At 44.0% G+C, this 20,155-nt stretch carries 20 protein-coding genes and 1 tRNA gene; 12 read left to right on the top strand and 9 right to left on the bottom strand.

The features are described from left to right. Positions 1–109 precede the first annotated feature (109 nt). Genes KNQ04_RS08225 through KNQ04_RS08215 form a run of 3 tightly spaced genes read left to right on the top strand, consistent with a single transcriptional unit; the run spans position 110 to position 2,660 of the window. Positions 110–1,300, top strand: a complete 1,191-nt coding sequence (locus tag KNQ04_RS08225) for an HD domain-containing protein (RefSeq protein ID WP_214849298.1) — start codon at positions 110–112, stop codon at positions 1,298–1,300. 12 nt (positions 1,301–1,312) lie between these two features. Then, a complete protein-coding gene (locus KNQ04_RS08220; RefSeq protein ID WP_214849296.1) occupies positions 1,313–2,272 on the top strand; it encodes a CobW family GTP-binding protein in 960 nt (319 codons plus the stop codon). Next, positions 2,265–2,660, top strand: a complete 396-nt coding sequence (locus KNQ04_RS08215) for a ribonuclease HI family protein (protein ID WP_214849294.1) — start codon at positions 2,265–2,267, stop codon at positions 2,658–2,660. Before KNQ04_RS08220 ends, KNQ04_RS08215 begins: the two co-directional genes overlap by 8 nt. Before the next feature lie 55 nt (positions 2,661–2,715). Here the strand turns inward: KNQ04_RS08215 and KNQ04_RS08210 are convergent, their stop codons facing one another. Then, complete coding sequence (locus KNQ04_RS08210) at positions 2,716–4,008, bottom strand: hemolysin family protein (protein WP_214849292.1); 1,293 nt, start codon at positions 4,006–4,008, stop codon at positions 2,716–2,718. A 119-nt stretch (positions 4,009–4,127) separates the two neighbouring features. Here KNQ04_RS08210 and fumC point away from each other — a divergent pair, with 119 nt between their 5' ends. Both fumC and KNQ04_RS08200 read left to right on the top strand, forming a co-directional pair. Continuing rightward, complete coding sequence (fumC, locus tag KNQ04_RS08205) at positions 4,128–5,522, top strand: class II fumarate hydratase (protein WP_214849289.1); 1,395 nt, start codon at positions 4,128–4,130, stop codon at positions 5,520–5,522. An 89-nt stretch (positions 5,523–5,611) separates the two neighbouring features. Then, positions 5,612–7,129, top strand: a complete 1,518-nt coding sequence (locus KNQ04_RS08200; protein ID WP_214849286.1) for a diguanylate cyclase — start codon at positions 5,612–5,614, stop codon at positions 7,127–7,129. Between the two features lie 75 nt (positions 7,130–7,204). On the opposite strand, the gene KNQ04_RS08195 is transcribed toward KNQ04_RS08200, so the two are convergent. Genes KNQ04_RS08195 through KNQ04_RS08185 form a run of 3 tightly spaced genes read right to left on the bottom strand, consistent with a single transcriptional unit; the run spans position 7,205 to position 9,143 of the window. After that, a complete protein-coding gene (locus tag KNQ04_RS08195) occupies positions 7,205–7,684 on the bottom strand; it encodes a dihydrofolate reductase (RefSeq protein WP_214849282.1) in 480 nt (159 codons plus the stop codon). Next, positions 7,681–8,475: a thymidylate synthase gene (locus KNQ04_RS08190; RefSeq protein ID WP_214849279.1), complete on the bottom strand. Its 795-nt coding sequence runs from the start codon at positions 8,473–8,475 to the stop codon at positions 7,681–7,683. The genes KNQ04_RS08195 and KNQ04_RS08190 overlap by 4 nt, the downstream gene beginning before the upstream one ends. 56 nt (positions 8,476–8,531) lie before the next feature. After that, entirely contained in the window at positions 8,532–9,143 is a 612-nt protein-coding gene (locus tag KNQ04_RS08185; protein ID WP_214849276.1) for a hypothetical protein, read from the bottom strand. A 217-nt stretch (positions 9,144–9,360) separates the two neighbouring features. On the opposite strand from KNQ04_RS08185, the gene KNQ04_RS08180 reads away from it, so the two are divergent. Beyond that, the gene (locus KNQ04_RS08180; RefSeq protein ID WP_214849268.1) at positions 9,361–11,028 is read left to right on the top strand and encodes a glycoside hydrolase family 13 protein; all 1,668 of its coding nucleotides are present in this window, start codon (positions 9,361–9,363) and stop codon (positions 11,026–11,028) included. Between the two features lie 43 nt (positions 11,029–11,071). On the opposite strand, the gene KNQ04_RS08175 is transcribed toward KNQ04_RS08180, so the two are convergent. The 3 genes from KNQ04_RS08175 to KNQ04_RS08165 form a co-directional block, all read right to left on the bottom strand. Further along, positions 11,072–11,428, bottom strand: coding sequence for a PilZ domain-containing protein (locus KNQ04_RS08175; RefSeq protein WP_214849265.1), 357 nt, complete (start codon positions 11,426–11,428; stop codon positions 11,072–11,074). A gap of 88 nt (positions 11,429–11,516) precedes the next feature. Next, entirely contained in the window at positions 11,517–12,215 is a 699-nt protein-coding gene (locus KNQ04_RS08170) for a queuosine precursor transporter (protein ID WP_214849262.1), read from the bottom strand. A 513-nt stretch (positions 12,216–12,728) separates the two neighbouring features. Next, positions 12,729–13,208 (bottom strand): GNAT family N-acetyltransferase, encoded by a 480-nt coding sequence (locus KNQ04_RS08165; protein ID WP_214849259.1) that lies wholly within the window; start codon positions 13,206–13,208, stop codon positions 12,729–12,731. Positions 13,209–13,420: 212 nt separating this feature from the next. Here KNQ04_RS08165 and KNQ04_RS08160 point away from each other — a divergent pair, with 212 nt between their 5' ends. Together KNQ04_RS08160 and KNQ04_RS08155 are read left to right on the top strand one after the other, a co-directional pair. Further along, positions 13,421–13,735, top strand: a complete 315-nt coding sequence (locus KNQ04_RS08160) for a hypothetical protein (RefSeq protein ID WP_214849255.1) — start codon at positions 13,421–13,423, stop codon at positions 13,733–13,735. A gap of 41 nt (positions 13,736–13,776) precedes the next feature. Continuing rightward, positions 13,777–14,574, top strand: coding sequence for a class I SAM-dependent methyltransferase (locus KNQ04_RS08155; protein WP_214849254.1), 798 nt, complete (start codon positions 13,777–13,779; stop codon positions 14,572–14,574). A 70-nt stretch (positions 14,575–14,644) separates the two neighbouring features. On the opposite strand, the gene putP is transcribed toward KNQ04_RS08155, so the two are convergent. Both putP and KNQ04_RS08145 read right to left on the bottom strand, forming a co-directional pair. After that, positions 14,645–16,117, bottom strand: a complete 1,473-nt coding sequence (putP, locus tag KNQ04_RS08150; protein ID WP_214849251.1) for a sodium/proline symporter PutP — start codon at positions 16,115–16,117, stop codon at positions 14,645–14,647. Positions 16,118–16,443: 326 nt separating this feature from the next. After that, complete coding sequence (locus tag KNQ04_RS08145; RefSeq protein ID WP_214849249.1) at positions 16,444–17,619, bottom strand: MalY/PatB family protein; 1,176 nt, start codon at positions 17,617–17,619, stop codon at positions 16,444–16,446. Positions 17,620–17,768: 149 nt separating this feature from the next. On the opposite strand from KNQ04_RS08145, the gene KNQ04_RS08140 reads away from it, so the two are divergent. From KNQ04_RS08140 to KNQ04_RS08125, 4 genes are all read left to right on the top strand, one after another. Continuing rightward, positions 17,769–17,966: a hypothetical protein gene (locus KNQ04_RS08140; protein WP_214849248.1), complete on the top strand. Its 198-nt coding sequence runs from the start codon at positions 17,769–17,771 to the stop codon at positions 17,964–17,966. A 103-nt stretch (positions 17,967–18,069) separates the two neighbouring features. Beyond that, positions 18,070–18,140 (top strand) — tRNA-Thr (locus KNQ04_RS08135). 94 nt (positions 18,141–18,234) lie between these two features. Further along, positions 18,235–19,113 carry a helix-turn-helix domain-containing protein gene (locus tag KNQ04_RS08130; protein WP_214849245.1) on the top strand — a complete coding sequence of 293 codons (879 nt, stop codon included), beginning with the start codon at positions 18,235–18,237 and terminating at the stop codon, positions 19,111–19,113. A gap of 48 nt (positions 19,114–19,161) precedes the next feature. Next, positions 19,162–20,040 (top strand): helix-turn-helix domain-containing protein, encoded by an 879-nt coding sequence (locus KNQ04_RS08125; protein ID WP_285801183.1) that lies wholly within the window; start codon positions 19,162–19,164, stop codon positions 20,038–20,040. Positions 20,041–20,155: the final 115 nt, after the last annotated feature.

The raw sequence follows: 20,155 nt of genomic DNA, 5'->3' as shown, positions 1-20,155 counted from the left end.
ATTTCATCATAGTTGATTAAGTAACCGCTTACAATCATTCTTTTGTTTTGTACAGAAGAAGAAATGATTTGCTATGATGGACAGTAGAGATGAGAGGAGTGATTCGAAAATGATTCGTTTATTTAAAGCGATTCCGGAACAAGAGATCTTGCCGTATACGGGAGATGTCTTTACGGTAGAAGAATCGAATGAGACTGGTGGTTTCTCGATTGACCGGCACGCTCCGGGCGAACAAGTCGAAGAGACGTTATTGGTGGCTTCTGCGGAAATTAGAACGAGTCAGACCGGACGGGAATGGCTCCAATTCACGTTCAATTCACCGAGTGGGTCTTGTAAAGGGAAACAGTGGTTGAATCAAGGCACGGCTGAAGATGCGATGCGTCCTTATCTTGAGACGCGAATCGTCCATGTCGTGGCGAAGGTCGAGGAATACCCTGTCGACTCGGGCAATAAGTCACTGACGGTTCAACGGGTCAAAGCGGTCCATGATGTCTCCGGGACGACTTTGTTACCCCAGATGCCTCAAGAAGAGTCGATGACGGATTATCGTAATCAATTGATTGGATTAGTCGAGCAGCTGGGTGAGCCGTATCGGCAAATCGCACTCCGGTGTTTAACGACCTATTGGGATGACTTTTCGACAAGACCGGCGGCACTTTTCCATCATCATGCTTATATCGGGGGCCTCATGAAACATACTGCCTGTATGATGACGATTGTTGCAGGAATCTGTCAATCAGAGCGTCCGTATTTAACGTTACTTCAATGTATTCAAGAAGCAGAAGCCGACCATAAAAATGATCTGTTTCAAGCGCCGAGTCGATCTGCACGACAGTTTGCCTGGGATGACAGCTTCGATTCGTTATACCAAGCAGCACGAGCGATTACACTGTTAGATGAATTGCCGAATCAAGATGAATTGCTGCTTGGCGTTTTGTTACATGACATCGGAAAGGTTTGGGAGTATAATCATCTCGGCGCAACAACGAGTCGATTTACGCAATTGCTTCAAGTCGAACCGGGTGAAGAGACGTTATCCGGAATCGCAATCGATTCCATCGGTAGTTTAGTCGGCCATATGCCGTACGGCTGTTTTGTATTCGAACAAGCATTACGGGATGAATCAATCCGCTTACCGCTCGAACAACACCATCGCATGATGCACCTGATTTTATCGCATCATGGAAAAAAAGAGTGGGGCTCGAGTGTTACACCACAGACGACGGAAGCATGGTATTTACATGCGATTGATTTATTAGATGCACGAAAAGAAAAATGGAGAACGGCACAAGTGCTTTAAGGAGTGAATAGGATGCAAGAACGGATTAAAACAACATTGATTACCGGGTTTTTAGGTGCAGGCAAAACGACGTTGTTGAATCATATCGTCTCCCATCCAACAGAGAAGGTAGCGTTGCTCGTCAATGAGGTAGGAGCTGTCCACATCGATGAAGCCTTGATTGAACGTAGTGACGAAGAGATGATTGAATTGACGAATGGATGCATTTGTTGTTCAATTCGCGGGGATTTACGGGAGGCTTTATTACGAATTTCTAAAAAACGCCGGGCAGGTGAAATGACTTTTGATCGGTTATTGATTGAGACGACAGGCATCGCGGACCCTGGCCCGATTCTGCAGACGTTTTACTTTGAACCGGCAATCGAACAACAGTATCAATTATCGAGTGTCATCACGGTCGTCGATGCGTACCATCTCGAACGAGAATTGACATTTGAAGAGAATGTCAGACAGATTGGTTTTGCGGATGTTTTGTTGGTCAATAAAGTCGATTTGGTACCAATCGATGTACAAGAACAAATCGTCGTACGGTTGCAGGCTTTAAATCCGACCGCGAACATCATTCCGACAACCGAGTCTCGTGTCGACGTCGGCAAGTTGTTCGAGACGTTTCATTTTCCGAAAGCGGAAGAAGAGCGCTTGATGCAACAGGACGATCGTTTTGAACGTGCTGCAGACTCCTTTACGGCGTTAACGGTCACGGAAGTCAATCCGTTAAACCGTAATCGGTTTGGAGCGGTTTTGCGCGAAATCCTTGAAGCCTATGCGGAAGATCTATACCGGTATAAAGGGATTATCCATTTTGCAGACACGGAGCAGAAGACGATTCTTCAAGGAACCGGGATGATTTACGGGACAGCGACACGTGGACGGTTTGAGGAAGACAAACAAACGACACTTGTCTTCATCGGGAAAAATTTAGACGAACAAGCGATACGAAAAGGTGTAAAGGCGGCGATTGAACATGGTTGAAGTATATTTTGATGGTGCGGTCCGTCCATCCAATGATGATGCGACAGTAGGAATCTTTTGTAAGAATTCAGCGGGAGAGGTCATCGAGCGAACGTTTCGAATCACAGCAGTCAATAATCATGAAGCAGAATTCCAAGCGTTCGCCCGGGCTGTCGAATTGGCGGAAGAGTTAGTCCTTGTCGGAGAAAGCGTCTTTTCGTTTCGGACGGACTCCGAGGCCGTTTCGTTGGCGGTCGAGCGTGAGTTTGCAAAAAATAAACGGATTCAAGTTTATTTTGATCCGGCATTTGAACGGTATTCGCTTCTACCACTCGCTTTCGTCAAGTGGATTCCACGGTCTGAAAACAAAGCAGACCGTGTCGCACGCGAAGCGTTAAACGATTTTTAATTAAAACAGCGACCATCTTGACCGAATGATTCGGGGCAAGCTGGTCGCTGTTTTTTTATGCATCAAGCGAATTTTTTTCAATTAAAACTTGGTCTATCCGACGTCCGTCCAAATCGACGACTTCGAACCGATAGTCGGCAATGACGACATGACTTCCACGCATCGGAAATTCACCGAGCGTATACAAAATCAATCCAGCGACGGTGTGATAAGCATTTTGCAACTCGCCAGGAAGCGGTGTCGTGATACCAAGCGTTCGCTTCAAGTCATCGATGTGTAACAGTCCGTCTGCCAAATAGGAGCCGTCACTACGGATGACGAGTTCCGGTTCCTCCTCGACCGTTGAAATCTCACCGACGAATGCCTCTAAAATATCAAATAAGGTGATCATCCCTAAAAATCCACCGTATTCATCGAGTACGAATGCAATCGAAACGGTCTCTTTGCGCATCCGTTCGAGTAAATCCGTCGCTTTCAATTGGCGGGGGACGATTAAGGGTGTCTGAATATAGCGTTCAATCGTCAAGGCTGGTGTATCGGAAGATAAGACTTCTTTTGCATCGATATAGCCGACGAAATGATCTAAATCTTCATGACCGACGGGGAGGTTTCGGTGTTTTGCTTGTCGTAAGTCCGTTAAAATTTGTTCGTTTGAATCATTTAAATCAATCCATTCCGTGACGGTCCGCGGTTCCATCAATTCATAGGCATATTGATCATGAAATGCAAAGACGCGCGAAACTTGTTCAGCTTCTGAGTCTGCGAAGACCCCTTCCTTCGCACCACGAATCAACAATTGTTTGACCTCATCTTCCGTCTCGTCTTCGCTTTCAAGACGATCCAGTCCAATCAACCGGAAAATCCCACTCGTTGATTTGCTTAAGATGTAGATGAAGGGACGTAAGAGCGACGAAAAAAACCGCATCGGTTGGGCGAGCCACATCGTGACCCGTTCCGGACTGACAAGGGCAATCCGTTTCGGGACCAATTCACCGATGACGAGTGAAATATAGGTGATGATCGTCACGACGAAAATGTATCCGAGTGTACTGGCATAGGCAGACAGCCATGAAAACTGGGCTAGCCAGTTGATGACAGGTTGGGAGAGGGCTGCGCCACCAAATGCGCCGTTGACGATGCCGATCAAGGTGATTCCGACTTGAACGGTCGATAATAAATCGGTCGGCCGATCTAAAAATTCAAGAGCGATTTGTGCTGATTTTTTCCCGTCATCAGCGTACTGTTGTAATTTTTGACGTTTTGATGACAAGAGGGCAAGTTCTGTCATCGCAAAAATCCCATTTGCGAGGATTAAAAGCAGGACAATCGTCAGATTGATAAACCACATAGTGCATTCACTCCTTCTCAATTAACAAACTATTCCCCAAACGACGCTCTATCATTCCCATTCGCTGTTTTTTCCGTTAAACTGATAAGGTGTAAGATGAAAAAAGGGGGATACAAACAATGGAGTATCGTTTAGAGCATGACACGATGGGGGAAATTCGTGTCCTGGATTCAAAAGAATGGGGCGCACAAACACAACGGAGCTTAGAAAACTTTAAAATCGGTACGGAAAAAATGCCGCTTGAAATCATTCGGGCATTTGCTGTCCTTAAAAAAGGTGCGGCATTAGCCAACCGTGATTTAGGCGTTCTCGACGGGGAAAAAGCAGACGTAATTGCCGAAGTATGTGACGAAATCATCGCGGGGCAATTCGATGATGAGTTTCCACTCGTTGTTTGGCAAACGGGATCTGGCACACAATCGAACATGAACGTCAACGAAGTGATTGCGCGTGTCGGGACGCGTAAGTTACAAGAGCGTGGGAGCGACTTGACGATTCACCCGAATGATGACGTCAATAAGTCACAAAGTTCAAATGATACATATCCAACAGCGATGCACATCGCAGCGAAAACGGTCGTCATCGATGACCTGTTCCCGGCGATTGAGGCGATCCATGCAACACTTGACGAAAAAGCGAAGGCTTTCGCAGACATCGTCAAGATTGGTCGGACGCATTTACAAGATGCGACGCCAATTACGCTGGGGCAAGAAATCAGCGGATGGGTCCGGATGCTCGATTTATCTAAAAAAATGATTGCGTTGACACTCGATCCGTTGACGGAACTCGCGATTGGTGGAACGGCTGTTGGGACAGGGATTAATGCCCATCCGGAATTCGGAGACCGTGCCGCTCAAAAAATGAGTGAAGAAACAGGTAAATCGTTCGTCAGCGCGGAAAACAAATTCCATGCGTTGACGAGCCACGATCAGCTCGTGTTTACGCACGGAGCGATTAAGGCACTGGCGATGGACGCGATGAAAATTGCGAATGACGTCCGCTGGCTTGCGTCAGGTCCGCGCGCCGGAATCGGAGAAATCACGATTCCTGAAAATGAACCGGGTAGTTCGATCATGCCGGGAAAAGTCAACCCGACGCAGAGTGAAGCGTTGACGATGGTTGCTGCCCAAGTACTTGGAAATGATACGACAATCGGGTTCGCTGCGAGTCAAGGAAACTTTGAATTGAACGTCTTCAAGCCAGTCATCATGTACAATTTCATTCAGTCGGTTCGTCTGTTGACGGATGCGCTCCATTCGTTCAACGACCACTGTGCAGTTGGCATTGAGCCGGAACGGACAGTGATCGATGATAACGTCGAGCGTTCACTGATGCTCGTCACGGCATTGAATCCACACATTGGATACGAAAATGCGGCGAAGATTGCGAAAGCAGCGCATAAGAACGGGACGACGCTTAAAGAAGCGGCATTAGCAACCGGTTTACTAACGGAAGCGGAGTACGATCAATGGATTGTCCCGGCAAACATGATTAGTCCGAACTTAAAAGCGTAATTGAATTCGAAAGCGAGGAAACCTCCCTCGTTTTCTATGCACTCGAAGAAACGATTGTCTCGGTTGTGTAGAAAGAGGGGGAGGATGTTTTGGAAAACAAGCAAAACAAGATAGAAAAACAGATCAATCAGACGATTTTGATGGTGGAACGTTTGTTACGCATGTCTTCAGTCCCGACCGAAGAGTTGAGGGTATTCGCGAGTTGGCTCGAACGACTCGGACAACAAGAGGACATGGCATTTTTTGCACAGCAAGCAACGCGTCTTGAACAAGAACTCCCAGCAGGAGAAACTGTCAATCATGAACTTGTTCTGACACAGTTACGTCCCGTCATTGATTACGTATCGGCTCACGGTCGAAAAAAGATGGTCCGAAAAGAATTGATTGTCTCGATTACGAAACGTTTTTTAGATAACATCCAGTGGAAAAAAGCGTTGGAGAATGAACGTTATATGACCCGTTTTTTTGGTTCCGTCGAAGATGCGCTTGAAGTGGGTTATGATTTGCCGATTGATGCACTGCTAATTGATTATGATCTCATTCGAACTACAAAAAAAGAGTATGTCGATAAACTCATCAAGAAGTTAGAAGCGACATTCATTCCATTAATCATCGTCGGGGAAGCGAATCAACGAATTCGTCAACAGTGTTATCAACTTGGGGCAGATGACTACTGGGACGAGACCGTGACGCTAGATGAACGGCAGATTCGCTTAAAACAACTACTCCGTAAGCTCCGGATTGTTTCATCGACAATCCTCGTCGATGAGTTGACGGGGGCGTTTAATCGGAAGTACTTACAAAATGCCTTTCAACGTCGTACGTCACGTCTAGCACGTGACGGTCAATTATTCGCGTTAGCCATCTTTGATCTCGATCACTTTAAGCGAATCAATGACCTATACGGGCATCCGACAGGCGACTTGGTTTTATCCGAACTTGCCGCATTGACGAAACAAACGATTCGGCAAGAGGATGAATTGATTCGGTTTGGTGGAGAGGAGTTCATGTTGCTCTTTAGTACCGATAGTAGCGATGTAGCATGTGCGACGATGGAAAAAGTCCGTCAGCGAATCGAACAGCATATGTTTGCAAATGGACTAAAGGTCACGGTCTCGATTGGCTTTACGCTGATTGATCAACCATCGTCTGATTTAGAAGATACGACCTCAGAAGCGGATGAAGCACTCTATCAGGCAAAACGTAAAGGTCGGAATCAAGTCGTGATGTATTCCGTGACAGCAGAAAAAGAAAAAATCGCAGGGATGATTAAAGTCGAAGGGGTCGAGGCAGAACGCTTACAAAATATCGACATCCCGACGCATCCGAAGTATCACTTCCGCGTGTCGCCGTTTACGACGACGACCGATGCAGAGGTTGAACTCCATCTTGTTCCACTCGATGTGGTGGCAGCGTCGGACTTCCGACTGCTCGAGCAATGGAAGCAGGAGCGTGGACGAATCATTGATACGATCGTCGTAGTCGAGGAGGAAGATGCGCTGCTTGGTGAAGCATTGCAGCGTGGGGTCACCGACTACTGTCTCCTTCCGCTTGAACTTGAACAGGTCGAGGAACAAATCCGGCAATGGGTACTGAGTTTGACCTGATACCTATCCATGAAAAAGCCTACGTGTTTCCGATCTTCCTTTTTGGAAGCATCAGAAGCACATAGGCTTTTTTTGTTAAGACCGTTCAAATTGTTTGATTGTGAAAGCAAATTCATTTTCTTTGTTTGCCGGATAAAAGGCTTCGTCGCGTAGCGTAAACTGTGAGGGGATCGCTGGATAAAAAACATCCCCGTCTAAGTCTGCTTCGATTTCAGTCACATATAGTCGTTTGGCGACCGATAACGTTTGGCGAAAGAGCTCGCCTCCACCTATCAAAAAGACTTCCTCTTCTGAGTCAGTAAATTCGGACAGGCGGTCGAGGTTTTTCCAAATCGTAATCCCTTCTGCCTGGAACTGTTCATCACGTGTGACGACGATGTTTTGTCTGCCGGGTAACGGGCGACCAATCGACTCGAACGTCTTTCGTCCCATGATAATCGGTTTTCCGAGCGTCACACGTTTAAAATGCGCTAAATCAGCTGGCAGATGCCAAGGCATCGCGTTATCGCGACCGATGACACGATTATTTGTATAGGCAACGATATGCGAAATCATACGGCGACGACTCCTTTAATGTGTGGATCAGGATCATACCCTTCGATGATGATATCTTCAAAGCGGAAGTCTTCAATTCTTGACACCTCACGCGCGAAACGGAGACGCGGTAATGGCTTCGGTGAACGGCTCAGCTGGAGATTGACTTGATCGAGATGATTCGAGTAGATGTGGGCATCTCCGAGTGTATGCACGAAATCACCGACTTCTAGTTTGCAGACATGAGCAATCATATGTGTCAACAGGGCGTAAGAAGCGATATTGAACGGAACACCTAAGAAAACATCCGCCGAACGTTGATAAAGTTGGCATGAAAGTTTTCCGTCAGCAACGTAAAATTGAAAAAGTAAGTGGCACGGTGGCAAAGCCATCTCGTCGAGCTGCCCCGGATTCCAGGCACTCACGATCAACCGTCGTGAATCGGGATTCGTTTTGATTTGCTCGATGACGTTCGCGAGTTGATCGACAGTCGTACCGTCCGGCTTAGGGAAGGAACGCCACTGTGCTCCGTAAACGGGGCCCAGATTTCCGTCTTCGTCAGCCCACTCATTCCAGATACGGACTCCGTTTTCCTTCAGATAAGAAATATTCGTCTCTCCTGAAATGAACCAAATCAACTCATGGATGATTGACTTCATATGTAATTTTTTCGTCGTGACCATTGGAAAACCGTCTTTTAATGGGAAGCGCATCTGATGACCGAAGATGCTCGTCGTTCCCGTTCCCGTCCGGTCCTCTTTTAATGTCCCGTTCGTCAGAATTTCTTGGCATAAGTCATGATATTGTTTCATCGCAAAAATTCCCCCTCTAGCTCTCTAAATTTCTATTGTAGCTGAAATCTCGGACCTTAGGAAGAGCCCGAGACATGTCGACGGAAGAGGTAACTGAACAATCCGAACAATGGAATGAAGTCACGCCAGCCCGGGCGCGTTTCTGTCCGACTGCGAATCCGAAAAAACATGAATAGTTGCAGGATATAGAACATCACAATGTCAACGCTCATCGTCCGAACGAACTGATTCGTCATGAAATAAAGTGCAAAGATCGACCAGTCGGAACGAGCTAAGGCAATCCAAATGATGCAAGCAGAGAGGAATGCGAGGATTGGGACGACAACCAGGACCCAGGAGCGCCTGCGGAATGGTAAGAAGGTCTGACGCGGAATCGCGAGCGCGAGATACGGCATTAAGACGAACGAACCGAGGACAAAAGCACCGAGGCTCGCTAACATCGGCGAAGGTTTTAAAAACCGCTTTTCATCTAAAAAGAGTAGGAAAAAAGCAAGTGGATAGATTCCGAGTAAGGTGAATAAGCTTAGGGCCGACGTATCGAATTGACTTTGATCAAAGCGGAGAAATGAAAATAAAAAACCGTCTGGAAAAATACGATTGTTTCCGAATGCTAAAATAAAGACGATGGCGACAATCCAAATTAAAAATAAAAAATAACGGCGATACACAATGAAACGCCTCCCTTCTCAAATTATTTTCCTCAATCGGTATACTTTAAACATGAAAAGCCTGAGGAAACCGATGCGATGGTACTGTTTAAAATATCGGAATTCGCTTGTTTTAAGTCAAAATGACATGGTACGATGGCGATGAAGTCGTTGGAAGCGCTTAACTGAAATGTGCAAGCGTTTGCCTAAAGCAATTATAGAGGAGTGGTGACAAAGTATGGAACGAAAATGGTGGCATGATAGTGTAGTCTATCAAATTTATCCGCGTAGCTTTAACGATTCGAATGGGGATGGGATCGGTGATCTCGTCGGAATCATTGAAAAACTGGATTACTTAAAATTACTGGGGATTGATGTCATTTGGTTGAGCCCGGTCTATGATTCGCCGAATGATGACAATGGGTATGATATTCGTGACTATGAAGCGATCATGCATGAGTTTGGGACGATGAATGATTTTGATCAATTGCTTGAGCAAGCGCACGCACGGGGGATTAAAATCGTCATGGATTTAGTCGTCAATCATTCTTCAGATGAGCACGCCTGGTTCGCGGAGTCGCGCAAAAGTAAAGACAATCCGTATCGGGACTATTATATTTGGCGGGCGGCAAATGACGATGGCACGTTGCCGAACAATTGGGGTTCGATTTTTTCGGGACCGGCTTGGGAATTAGATGAAGCGACAAACGAATATTACTTGCACCTCTTTTCAAAAAAACAGCCTGATCTGAACTGGGAAAATGAACAGTTGCGCAACGAGGTTTACGCGATGATCACCCGCTGGTTAGATCGGGGAATCGATGGGTTCCGAATGGATGTCATCAACTTGATTTCGAAAACACCAGGTCTGCCAGATGCGGATGTTGCACCGGGGGCATTATATGGCGATGGGGGACAACACTACGTCAACGGTCCGCGAATCCATGAATACTTAAAAGAGATGAACGATGCGTCGTTCGGGAACTATGATGTCTTGACCGTCGGGGAAATGCCGGGCGCTACGACAGAAGATGCAATCTTATATACGGATCCTGCCCGAAACGAGGTCAACATGGTCTTTACGTTCGAACATATGGATTTAGATTCAGGTCCAGGTGGAAAGTGGGACGTCTTACCGTTTGACTTACATAAATTAAAAGATAACTTTACGAAATGGCAAGTCGCGCTACACGATAAAGGCTGGAACTCGCTCTATTGGAACAACCATGATCAACCGCGTGTCGTCAGTCGTTTCGGTAATGATACGACATACCGGGTCGAGTCGGCAAAGATGCTCGCGACGTTGTTACACTTATTAAAAGGAACTCCGTACATCTATCAAGGTGAAGAAATCGGGATGACGAATGTCGCCTTCAAGACGATTGAGGAGTACGAAGACATCGAAATCCGAAACATGTGGCAGGAGCGGATGGCCCAAGGTACAGATCCTGAAGCATTACTGCAGGCAGTCCACCAAAAAGGACGTGATAACGCGCGGACACCAATCCAGTGGAATGCAGAGCAGCATGGAGGATTCACGACAGGAACACCATGGTTGAAGGTCAATCCGAACTATCCTGAAATTAATGTTGAACGGGCGCTAGAAGATCCGAATTCGATTTTTTATTACTATAAGAAGCTGATTCAATTGAGGCACGAACATGATTTGATCGTATACGGTAAGTATACGTTGCTTGAAACGGCTCAGAAGGATGTTTATGCTTACTCGCGGACCTATGAAGGAGAAACCTGGTACGTGTACTGTTCGTTTGCAGAAACAGACATCCTGCTTGAGGTGGATCACGAGACGACAGATATCGTCATCGGAAACTATCTTGAATCACCAACTGTGACGAACGGACAACTGACATTGCGCTCATTTGAGGCAATCGTTTACCGGACATGAACAAAAGCCCCTTTCTCATCCATCGAGAAAGGGGATCTATTCGTTAGCGCTCATTTTTAGCGATTTGTTTGACCAATCGAATGATGGAGTCTTGGTCCTGTTTTGTCGTGTGGAGATGGAGACCATACAGGTGATCCGTTCCAATCCATTTTTCATGCAGGAGTTGACCTTCGATTTTCAATGGTTCTGTATTAGCGAGCAGTGAGAACTCGACAATGATCTTTGTTGATTTTTGTAACGGTAATTTGAGTGGCGTCGTGATGGCAATTCCACTTGGAGAAATATTATGAATCTGCATCAATCCAGTTGGCGTACGACGCCCATCTTTGACAAGATAAAATTCACCTGTGATCGGTACCTTAAATGTGTAACGAAAAGGTTCATTGCGTTTGATTTTCAACAAAAGCACCTCCCAATTCCCATTATCCGTTAATCTGATGAAATCTTCCATCCTCAATTTGATGAATGAAGTCATTGGATTTCTTTAGTTATGCTGCGAGATCAGCCGAATCAGCAGACGGTTTCATCCGCTTCGCGAGATACATGAAGGGTGTCGCGAGCCAAGCGATGACAAATTTCGCGACATATGTCGTCAGAAAGATTTGCCACCAGATGTCGAACGGGAGGCTATGAAACGCAATCGCACAAAATGTCAACGTATCAATCAATTGACTGAGTACGGTCGATCCGGTCGTCCGCAACCATAATTTCTTTTCACCCGTCTTTTGACGGATTTTTGAATACATAAAAACATCGAACAATTGAGAGACGAGGTAAGCAGCGAGGCTCCCGAGTGCAATCCAAGGTAGTAAGCCGAACAATAAGTTCATCGATGCCGACATCTCTTTCGCAAATGGATCATTGAGCGGCGTATAGAGTAAGCTATACTGCATCAGGATTGTCGTTGCGATTAAGGAGAAGAAGCCTAAGAAGACGCCTTGTCGTGCGACTTTTTTTCCGTATTTTTCATTTAAGATATCGGTTGCCAGATAACAGCTTCCGTAAACGACGTTACCGAGCGTGAAAATATACGAATAAATATCAACTTGCTGTGTAACTTGGATGTTGGCAACGATTGTCGCAAGTGCAATCCAGACCATTAGACCCGTTCTACCAAAGAACCGATAACTGAGTAACAATAATCCCATCGTTAAGAGAATCGAGGGAAACCATAACCATTCATTCATACAAAATGTGCCCCTTTCTAAGTCATACAGCTCAAAATTGTACGCTTGGTTTAAGAATTTGTCAAAAAAAAGACGCCTAAGGGGCGTCAAAGCTTGTAGACAAACTCTTATGAAGCGTGAATATGCGATAACGAGAGACAATCCGGTCGCGCTTCCCTGTCTCGCCTCGTCTTCAAAGCTGCAATCGGTCTCGCCGCTACGCAAAGCTGCAGGGTCACGACCGATTGCTTTTCGCGGTTCTAAGCGATTCGAGACGGATTGCGCTCTAAACCGTCTGCATGACTGGCGTTCCGTCATAGTGTTACCTAAAAAGCGTCACGTTTCGTTGACTCCTGCGGGGAAAAGTGCGTTTTTAACGCACTTTTAGAGGTAGGCAAGACACTGCTTCTTGTCCGTGAGGATCAAGGAGCAACGGCTTGCGCCTCGCCCGAGGAAAGCAACGAAAAAAGACGCTTGATCTCCCGATGGCACTTTGTCTACAGCCTGTGACGCCAAGGGGCGTCCGTCCAGTCATTAAGAACGTTGTAATGAGTAGCGTTTTCGGCGTCCTTTAACGAAGTAACCATCGGATTCTTGAAAATCATTAGACAAGAAGATTTTTCGGGCAAAGCGTTCATGGGGAGACGTAGGAAGAACACGTGCCCGTACTTCATAGACATCGAGGACATTCGACGTCCGCAACGCCGACTGAACGGCTTCTGTACCATATCCATTCCCACTATAAGCATCAAAGACCATCAAATCGAGTTGGAAATAATGCCCCATCTTTAAGAGTAGGACACGACCGACAAGTTGAGTGTCGACGAGTATATCAAAGTAATAATCTTCTGCATAACTATGTTCTTCTGAATCAAAGGCACGTTCGGTTCCGAGCTCGTGATCGTACCCTTGAATTTCTTGTTTCGTCAGTCCGTATGCCGACTCGCCATACTTTACGAAATGTTCGAATTCCACTTGATCTACATGCCGTAGTGTTCGACGTTTTAAATCCATGACGGTATTCCTCCTCTGATAGCAATTACCTCTGCTCGTTCATTATAGCGAGTAAAAGAATGAAAAAGCAAAAGATAGCCGACGGATCGTTTTTGCATGTCCGAAAGAAAAATAGAAGGTGATAGTCAGAAACGGATTGCGGTTGTATCATTTGACGTTGAATATGGTAAAGTAAAGATGTAGACATATATGTATTGGAAGGAGATGGAAGAATGTTCACAGAACGAGATGGTATTAAGTTACGCCTTGAGCAAATCGAACGTTTATATGCTGATTTGAATCGTGAGGCGAAACAATTAACTGAGCGGTTACGTCACTTAGATGAACAAGGGGACGATGTCCGCCAAGAGGTTGCTTTAAATAAAGAAGACCGGGATCACTTAAAAACAAGTATCGATGAAACGTTGCAAGCACTCTTGCAACGGACAACGGTCGACGCAAAAGTGGAACAAGAAAAACAAGAAGATTTGATTTCTAAAAAAGCACTCATCGAAGATATCGAAGGGTTATTGAAGAAAAAAAAATAAGCTAGCCGCGGCTAGCTTATTTTTTATAGGAGTGAAACGAAGTGAAGAAAGAAAACGTGTTACTGACGACATGTTTAAGACCGACGATTGATGTGGAACAACGCTTACAACAATTGATGAAAGAGAAAGCATTAAGCTTTCATTTCGTCGAACGGAAAAAAATAAGCATCCATACATTGCAGCAAACCTATCAGTTACCGGTGCTAGTCGTCGACAAACAACGACTTGAGTATTATCCGTTAGCGGAAGAAACGTCATTTTTCTTTCATCCGTCAAGTGCCGTCTTTCGGATCAAGCAGTTTGACACGACGGGCTACGACCCACTGATCGCGATTGCACGTTTAGAAGAAGGCATGGCAGTCCTTGATTGTACGTTAGGCTTAGGGTCAGATGCAATCGTCATGAGTCATGCTGTCGGCTCAAGTGGTCAAGTCGTAGCGTTAGAGAGTAAAGCAGAAACGGCACTCATCGTTCGTGAAGGACTGCTTGCTTGGCAAGAAGGATATGAGCCGATTAATGAGGCGATGCGCCGAATTAAAGTGCTGAACGAACAACACATCCATTATTTAAAGGCATTGCCCACAGATTCGTTCGATGTCATCTATTTTGATCCAATGTTTGAAAAGACCGTGACGGAGTCGATCCATTTGAACGGCCTGCGCACCCTTGCTGACTATGAAGTATTGTCGGAAGAGGCGATTGGGGAAGCAAAACGAGTCGCAAGGAAACGAATCGTCTTAAAAGCTCATTTTGAGAGTGAGTTATTTAATCAATTTGCTTTTGAGCGTATCAAACGGAAGTCATCGAAACTTCATTACGGTGTGATTGAATTGACGTAACCCGAGTACGGCGAAAAAATCTCCACCCTCATCAGTCGACGACTGAATAGGATGGAGATTTTTTTAGTGTTTATTGCGTGATTTCTTTTAATTCTTCTTCCATATCGTTGAATTCTTCTTTTACAGCATCCACTGGTTGCTTCGTAAGAAGACTGACGATGACAGTAAAGAGTAAACTTGTGAAGAACCCAGGAACCATCTCGTAAAGTGTATCACTCAAGTTGAGTTGGACCCATAAGATGACGGTGACGGCACCCGAGATAATACCGGCGAGCGCCCCTTGTTTCGTCATCCGTTTCCAGTAAAGTGAAAGCAAGATGATTGGTCCAAATGCAGAACCGAAACCAGCCCATGCATAACCGACAAGTGAAAGAATCGTTGCCGAAGGGTTCCAAGCAAGGAATGTTCCAATCACTGCGATGGCTAAGACGGCGCCACGCCCGATTAAAACAAGCTGTTTGTCTGACGCTTCTTTATGCAAGAACGTCTTATAGAAATCTTCCGTCAGCGCACTTGATGTAACGAGTAACTGTGAAGAGATCGTTGACATGATTGCTGCCAAGATGGCCGCCATCAAGAAACCAGTGATATACGGGTGGAACAAGACATCAGCGAAACGAATGAAGACCGTTTCTGGGTCACCGAGTCCATTACCTTGTCCTTCAAAGTAGGCAATCCCGACAAGACCTGTCAACATCGCACCTAAAATTGAGAAGAACATCCAACCAATCCCGATACGACGGGCTTTTTTCAAGTCCTTAACAGAACGAATTGCCATAAAACGAACAATGATATGGGGTTGACCGAAGTAACCAAGTCCCCAAGCAAGGAATCCGATGATTCCGAGGACAGTCGTCCCTTTGAACGGGTCAAACAGTGTAGGGTCTAAATTGTCTGCATAATTGAATGCGCCGTCAACACCACCAACATCCGTCAAGGCGACGATTGGTACGAGGATGAGGGCGACGAACATGATACAACCCTGGACGAAGTCGGTCCAACTGACTGCGAGAAAACCGCCAAAGAGTGTGTAGGCGACAACGACCGCAATCGTCAAGAGCATACCATAATGATAATCAAAGCCAAATGAACTTTCGAACAATTTACCACCCGATACGATACCGGCTGAAGTATAGAACGTAAAGAAGACGATGATGACGATCGCCGAGACCGTCCGTAAGATACGTGACGTATCTTTAAAGCGATTCTCTAAAAAGTCTGGAATCGTAATTGAATCGTTTGCCATTTCCGTGTAAAGACGAAAACGCGGAGCGAGGACGATATAGTTGATGTAACAACCAATCAGCAATCCTAATGCAAGCCAAAGTGCTGAGACACCCGTTGCATACATGGCGCCAGGAAGCCCCATCAACATCCAACCACTCATATCAGAAGCACCAGCAGATAATGCTGTTACGCCCGGTCCTAAGTTACGACCACCTAACATGTAGTCTTCCGTGTTTGTCGTTCGCTTATAAGCGATGTAACCGATAGCAAGCATCATAAGCAGATACAAGCCAATTGAAATCCATTCTTGCGACATAAAAATAAATCCTCCCATGCATGTAGTTGTCATTGTCTGTTCCGATAAAAATTAAAAAGTGAACGCCGATGACTTATTTGTTCCCAACCTTACAGGGGCTAAAACTACATTGCAAGTCTTTGCAAATGGACAGAAAACGGCTTCAAGCCTAGTCTATCAAGGGGTTGGGACACTTTTCGTCCCTGTTAAAGTTCTAATTTTCTGAATTTTGTCACGGGAATGTAATGTTTATATTTAAGTTTCGTGTTTTTAAAAATACGGAACTCATGTATAATGCCGGAAAATAAAAATAGACTAGCGAATTGCTAGTCTGTCTACAAAATAAGTTAGTCCAGTGGTAGTGCAAGGTAGGCACTGTGAAGTCGATCAAGTGCTTCGTCTAACTGGCGACGTGGACACCCGAAGTTGAGACGTTCAAAGGTCACACCATTTTCTCCAAACGGTTTTCCATGTGTTAAGGCAAGGGATGCTTGTTCGACAAGCCAAGACGCACGCTCTTCATCCGTCAATCCAAGTTGCTCGAAATCAACCCAAAGTAAGAAGGTCGCATCCGGTTTGACGACCGTTAAAAGTGGCATTTCCGACTGAATCCGTTTAATGGCATGATCCCGATTTTGTTCGAGATAAACCAATAGATCTTTAAGCCACCGTTCGCTCATCGGATCTTCGTATGCAGCGATGATGGCAGTCGATGCGATGGCATTTGGATGAACGAAATGAGCTTGTTGGACTTGTTCGATTTTTGTCCGAATTTCTTCATTTGGAACGATGAGATAGGAAGCGTAGAGCCCCGGGATGTTAAATGTTTTAGACGGTGCGCTGACGAGAATAGACTTTTCATAGGGAAATTCTAGAATCGGATGATGTGTGTGACCAGAAAAAACTAAATCGGCATGAATTTCGTCAGATAGTAAATAAACATCGTATTTCTTTGCTAAATCGACGATGGTTTGTAACTCATCTTGATTAAATACGCGACCTGTCGGATTATGGGGACTACATAAAATCAGCATCTTAGCCGTTTTCATTTGTGATTCAAGTGCTAAAAAATCAATTTCATACCGTTCACCAATCAGACGAAGTGGATTTTCAATCAATTGACGACGATTCGCGTGAATGATTTGGTGGAATGGTGGATAAACAGGCGTTTGGATGATTACTTCGTCACCTTCATCCGTCAGTGCAAGTAGAGTATGCGCCAATGCAGAAACGACGCCACTTGAGTAGAGAAGGGAAGTTTGTTCGATTTGTTGGTTATATCGTTTTAAAAACCACGACTGAATCGACTTTTTCGCACGTTCCTCAAATAATGAGTAGCCGAAATGACCGCTTGCGACACGTTTCGTCAAGGCTTCCGTGATGGAGTCCGGTGGACGGACGTCCATATCCGCAACCCACATCGGAATCAATGTATCCGAGCCATATAATTGTTTTAAACCGTCCCATTTGACAGAACCCGTCAATTTTTTTTCAATGATTTCATCAAACATGTGTTCTTTCATAAGGTCTCGACTCCTTCATAGATATAAGTAGTATACGTTCACCTTAGCGGACGACTTAGATTTCAGCAAGTTGAAAAATTGAAGGTTTTATAAAACGGTCAGTTGGGAATAGGCATTATCGTACACAAAAAATAGACGGGGTGAATAAAATGTTACATTCAAAAGTATTGGTAGGACGCGCGCCAGAAGAACTAGAAGAACGAATGAATCATTTCTTTGAGGAGAACGGAGTAGGTTCAAACTCGATCATCACACTTAAATTCTCGACATTCGTCGCATCAAAAGCGGATGAACATTATTCTGTTCTAATCGTGTTCGATAACTCATTAACTAAAACTGTCCTTTAAACATAGGGGATTAAGAGTGGGGCTGGCAGACTTGTCAACGTCTGTCAGTTTTTTTATTGAAGATGGGCCCTACTTACGCTATACTAATATCAGAAGTGAATAGGCTTCCGTAGGTTAATGGCAGACCTCAGCAATGGTAATGCTGCAGTGCGAGTTCGATTCTCGCCGGAAGCATCAATATAAAAAAAGTCTTCCGTAACAAGTAAACATCACTTGGACGGAGGGCTTTTTTTATCATTCATCTAGCTTGTGCTAAAGGAGTAAGTCTATGACTTCTGTACAAATGACGATTGGCAACCGATTAAAAAAAATTCGCCGTGAGAAAAAAATGACCCAAAAAGAATTAAGTAACGGCATTTGTAGTCAAGCAGAAATTAGTAAGGTGGAAAATGGTAAAAATTCACCTACAATTGAACTCCTCCAACAAATAGCGAAAAAATTGAGGATTCCAGTCTCATTTTTTTTTGTTGATGTAGATCAGATGAAAAAATTTCAAAGAATCGATTTTGAAATGACGCAACTGATGCGTGCGCAAGAACATACAAAAATTCTTGAACTTGTACAGAATTATTTAGAAGAAGAGTTATCTCAAGAAATACAGATTTTATTAGCTTATTATCGATTAGTAAATGAAGTTGAATTGCAAAAAATTGATTTCAGGACATGTATTTCGCAATTGCTACAATTAATTAAAGGTCAAGAAGTGATTCAAGAGTACTTTCTAATTTACGTCAGGATTCAGATGGCGATTGCTGTACAGTATACGAATAATACAGAATACACCCATGCGAATACTATTTATGAAGAAGTCTTGAAACTGGACTACGTAACAGACGAATATAAAAAACTTAGGTTTAAAGTTGTATATAATTACATTAGAAATTTGATTAAGTTAAAGAGATTTTCGTCTGTAATCGAGAAAACTAACGAAGTCATTAAAGAAAGTAACGATTTGCGAGATACTAGTTACTTAGGTCATTTCTTTTACCAAAAAGCGTACGCACTAGAACAAACAGAGGCATCAATCGAAAAGATTAAAGAAGCCTATACACAAGCGTATGCCATTTTTATAGTGACAGAAAATGAAGCCTACAAAAAAATATTAGAGGAATATCTTTTGGAGTCTCTTTATTTTACATTAAAATAAGAAAAGAAGTTTATTAGTGTGCAAATAACATGAAGAAAGGAAACTTAAATGAGTTCCTTCCCCCTCTCAATTGGAAATCAAATCAAACGGATACGAAAAGAAAAGAAGATGACACAAAAAGAGTTATGCGACGGGATTTGCAGTCAAGCGGAAATTAGTAAGATTGAAAACGGTAGAAATTCTCCTACGATTGATTTGTTACAGGAAATTGCTAAACGTCTCCGTGTACCGATGTCTTTATTATTTCAGGATCGTTTTGAAAGTGAAGCTTATCGAGAAATTGATAATTTACTGTCGCGATTACTTCGAGAGCAAAAATACGAATTTTTACAATTAGAGCTAGAAAAGATCAAAATAAGTGATACAAAAGCAATTTACTTATTGAAATCTTACTTTAAAATTCTGTTATTATTTAAAACGAATCGAATCGATTATCGATCAGCATCTTCATTGTTAATAAATTTGACGAACGAAGAAGATGTTTGGTACGAAGCACCACAAATTTTTATACGGATTAAGATGGCTATTTCAAATTTATATACTGAAAACGGTAAATTTCATTTAGCCGAAAAAGTATATCTAGAGCTTGAAAGTTTAGAATATGATACAAAAGACTTAAAACGGCATTTGTTGAAAATTTATTACAACCATGCACAATTGTTAACATTTCATAAAAAGTATGAAGAAGGAATGGTCCTAACGAAGAAGGGATTGCAAGATAGTTTGAAGCTTAACGACTCTTCATTTGTTGCACATTTTTATTATCAACGCGGTTACTACAATGAAATATTAGAGAATATAACATTAGCAAAGCAAGATTACACGATTGCTTATACACTCTTTCACACCCTGCAACTCGAAACGTACAAAGAAATTGTTTATAGAGGGAAAAAAATTTTTTTACTTTTTTCGTTTGACGAATTGTAATATTAAGTGCAACACCTAACTGAAAACACAAAAAACCCATAACGACCTCGTGTAGAATAAAGCTACCACACCACATTCAACGGAGGATTCGTTATGAGCTATGTTCATCTTACCA

Origin of the sequence: Exiguobacterium sp. s193 (assembly GCF_018618755.1) — a bacterium.
In the GTDB taxonomy this organism is placed as follows: domain Bacteria; phylum Bacillota; class Bacilli; order Exiguobacteriales; family Exiguobacteriaceae; genus Exiguobacterium_A.
The sequence above is the reverse complement of the archived record's forward strand: the minus strand, read 5'-3'. Positions and strand labels throughout refer to the sequence as shown.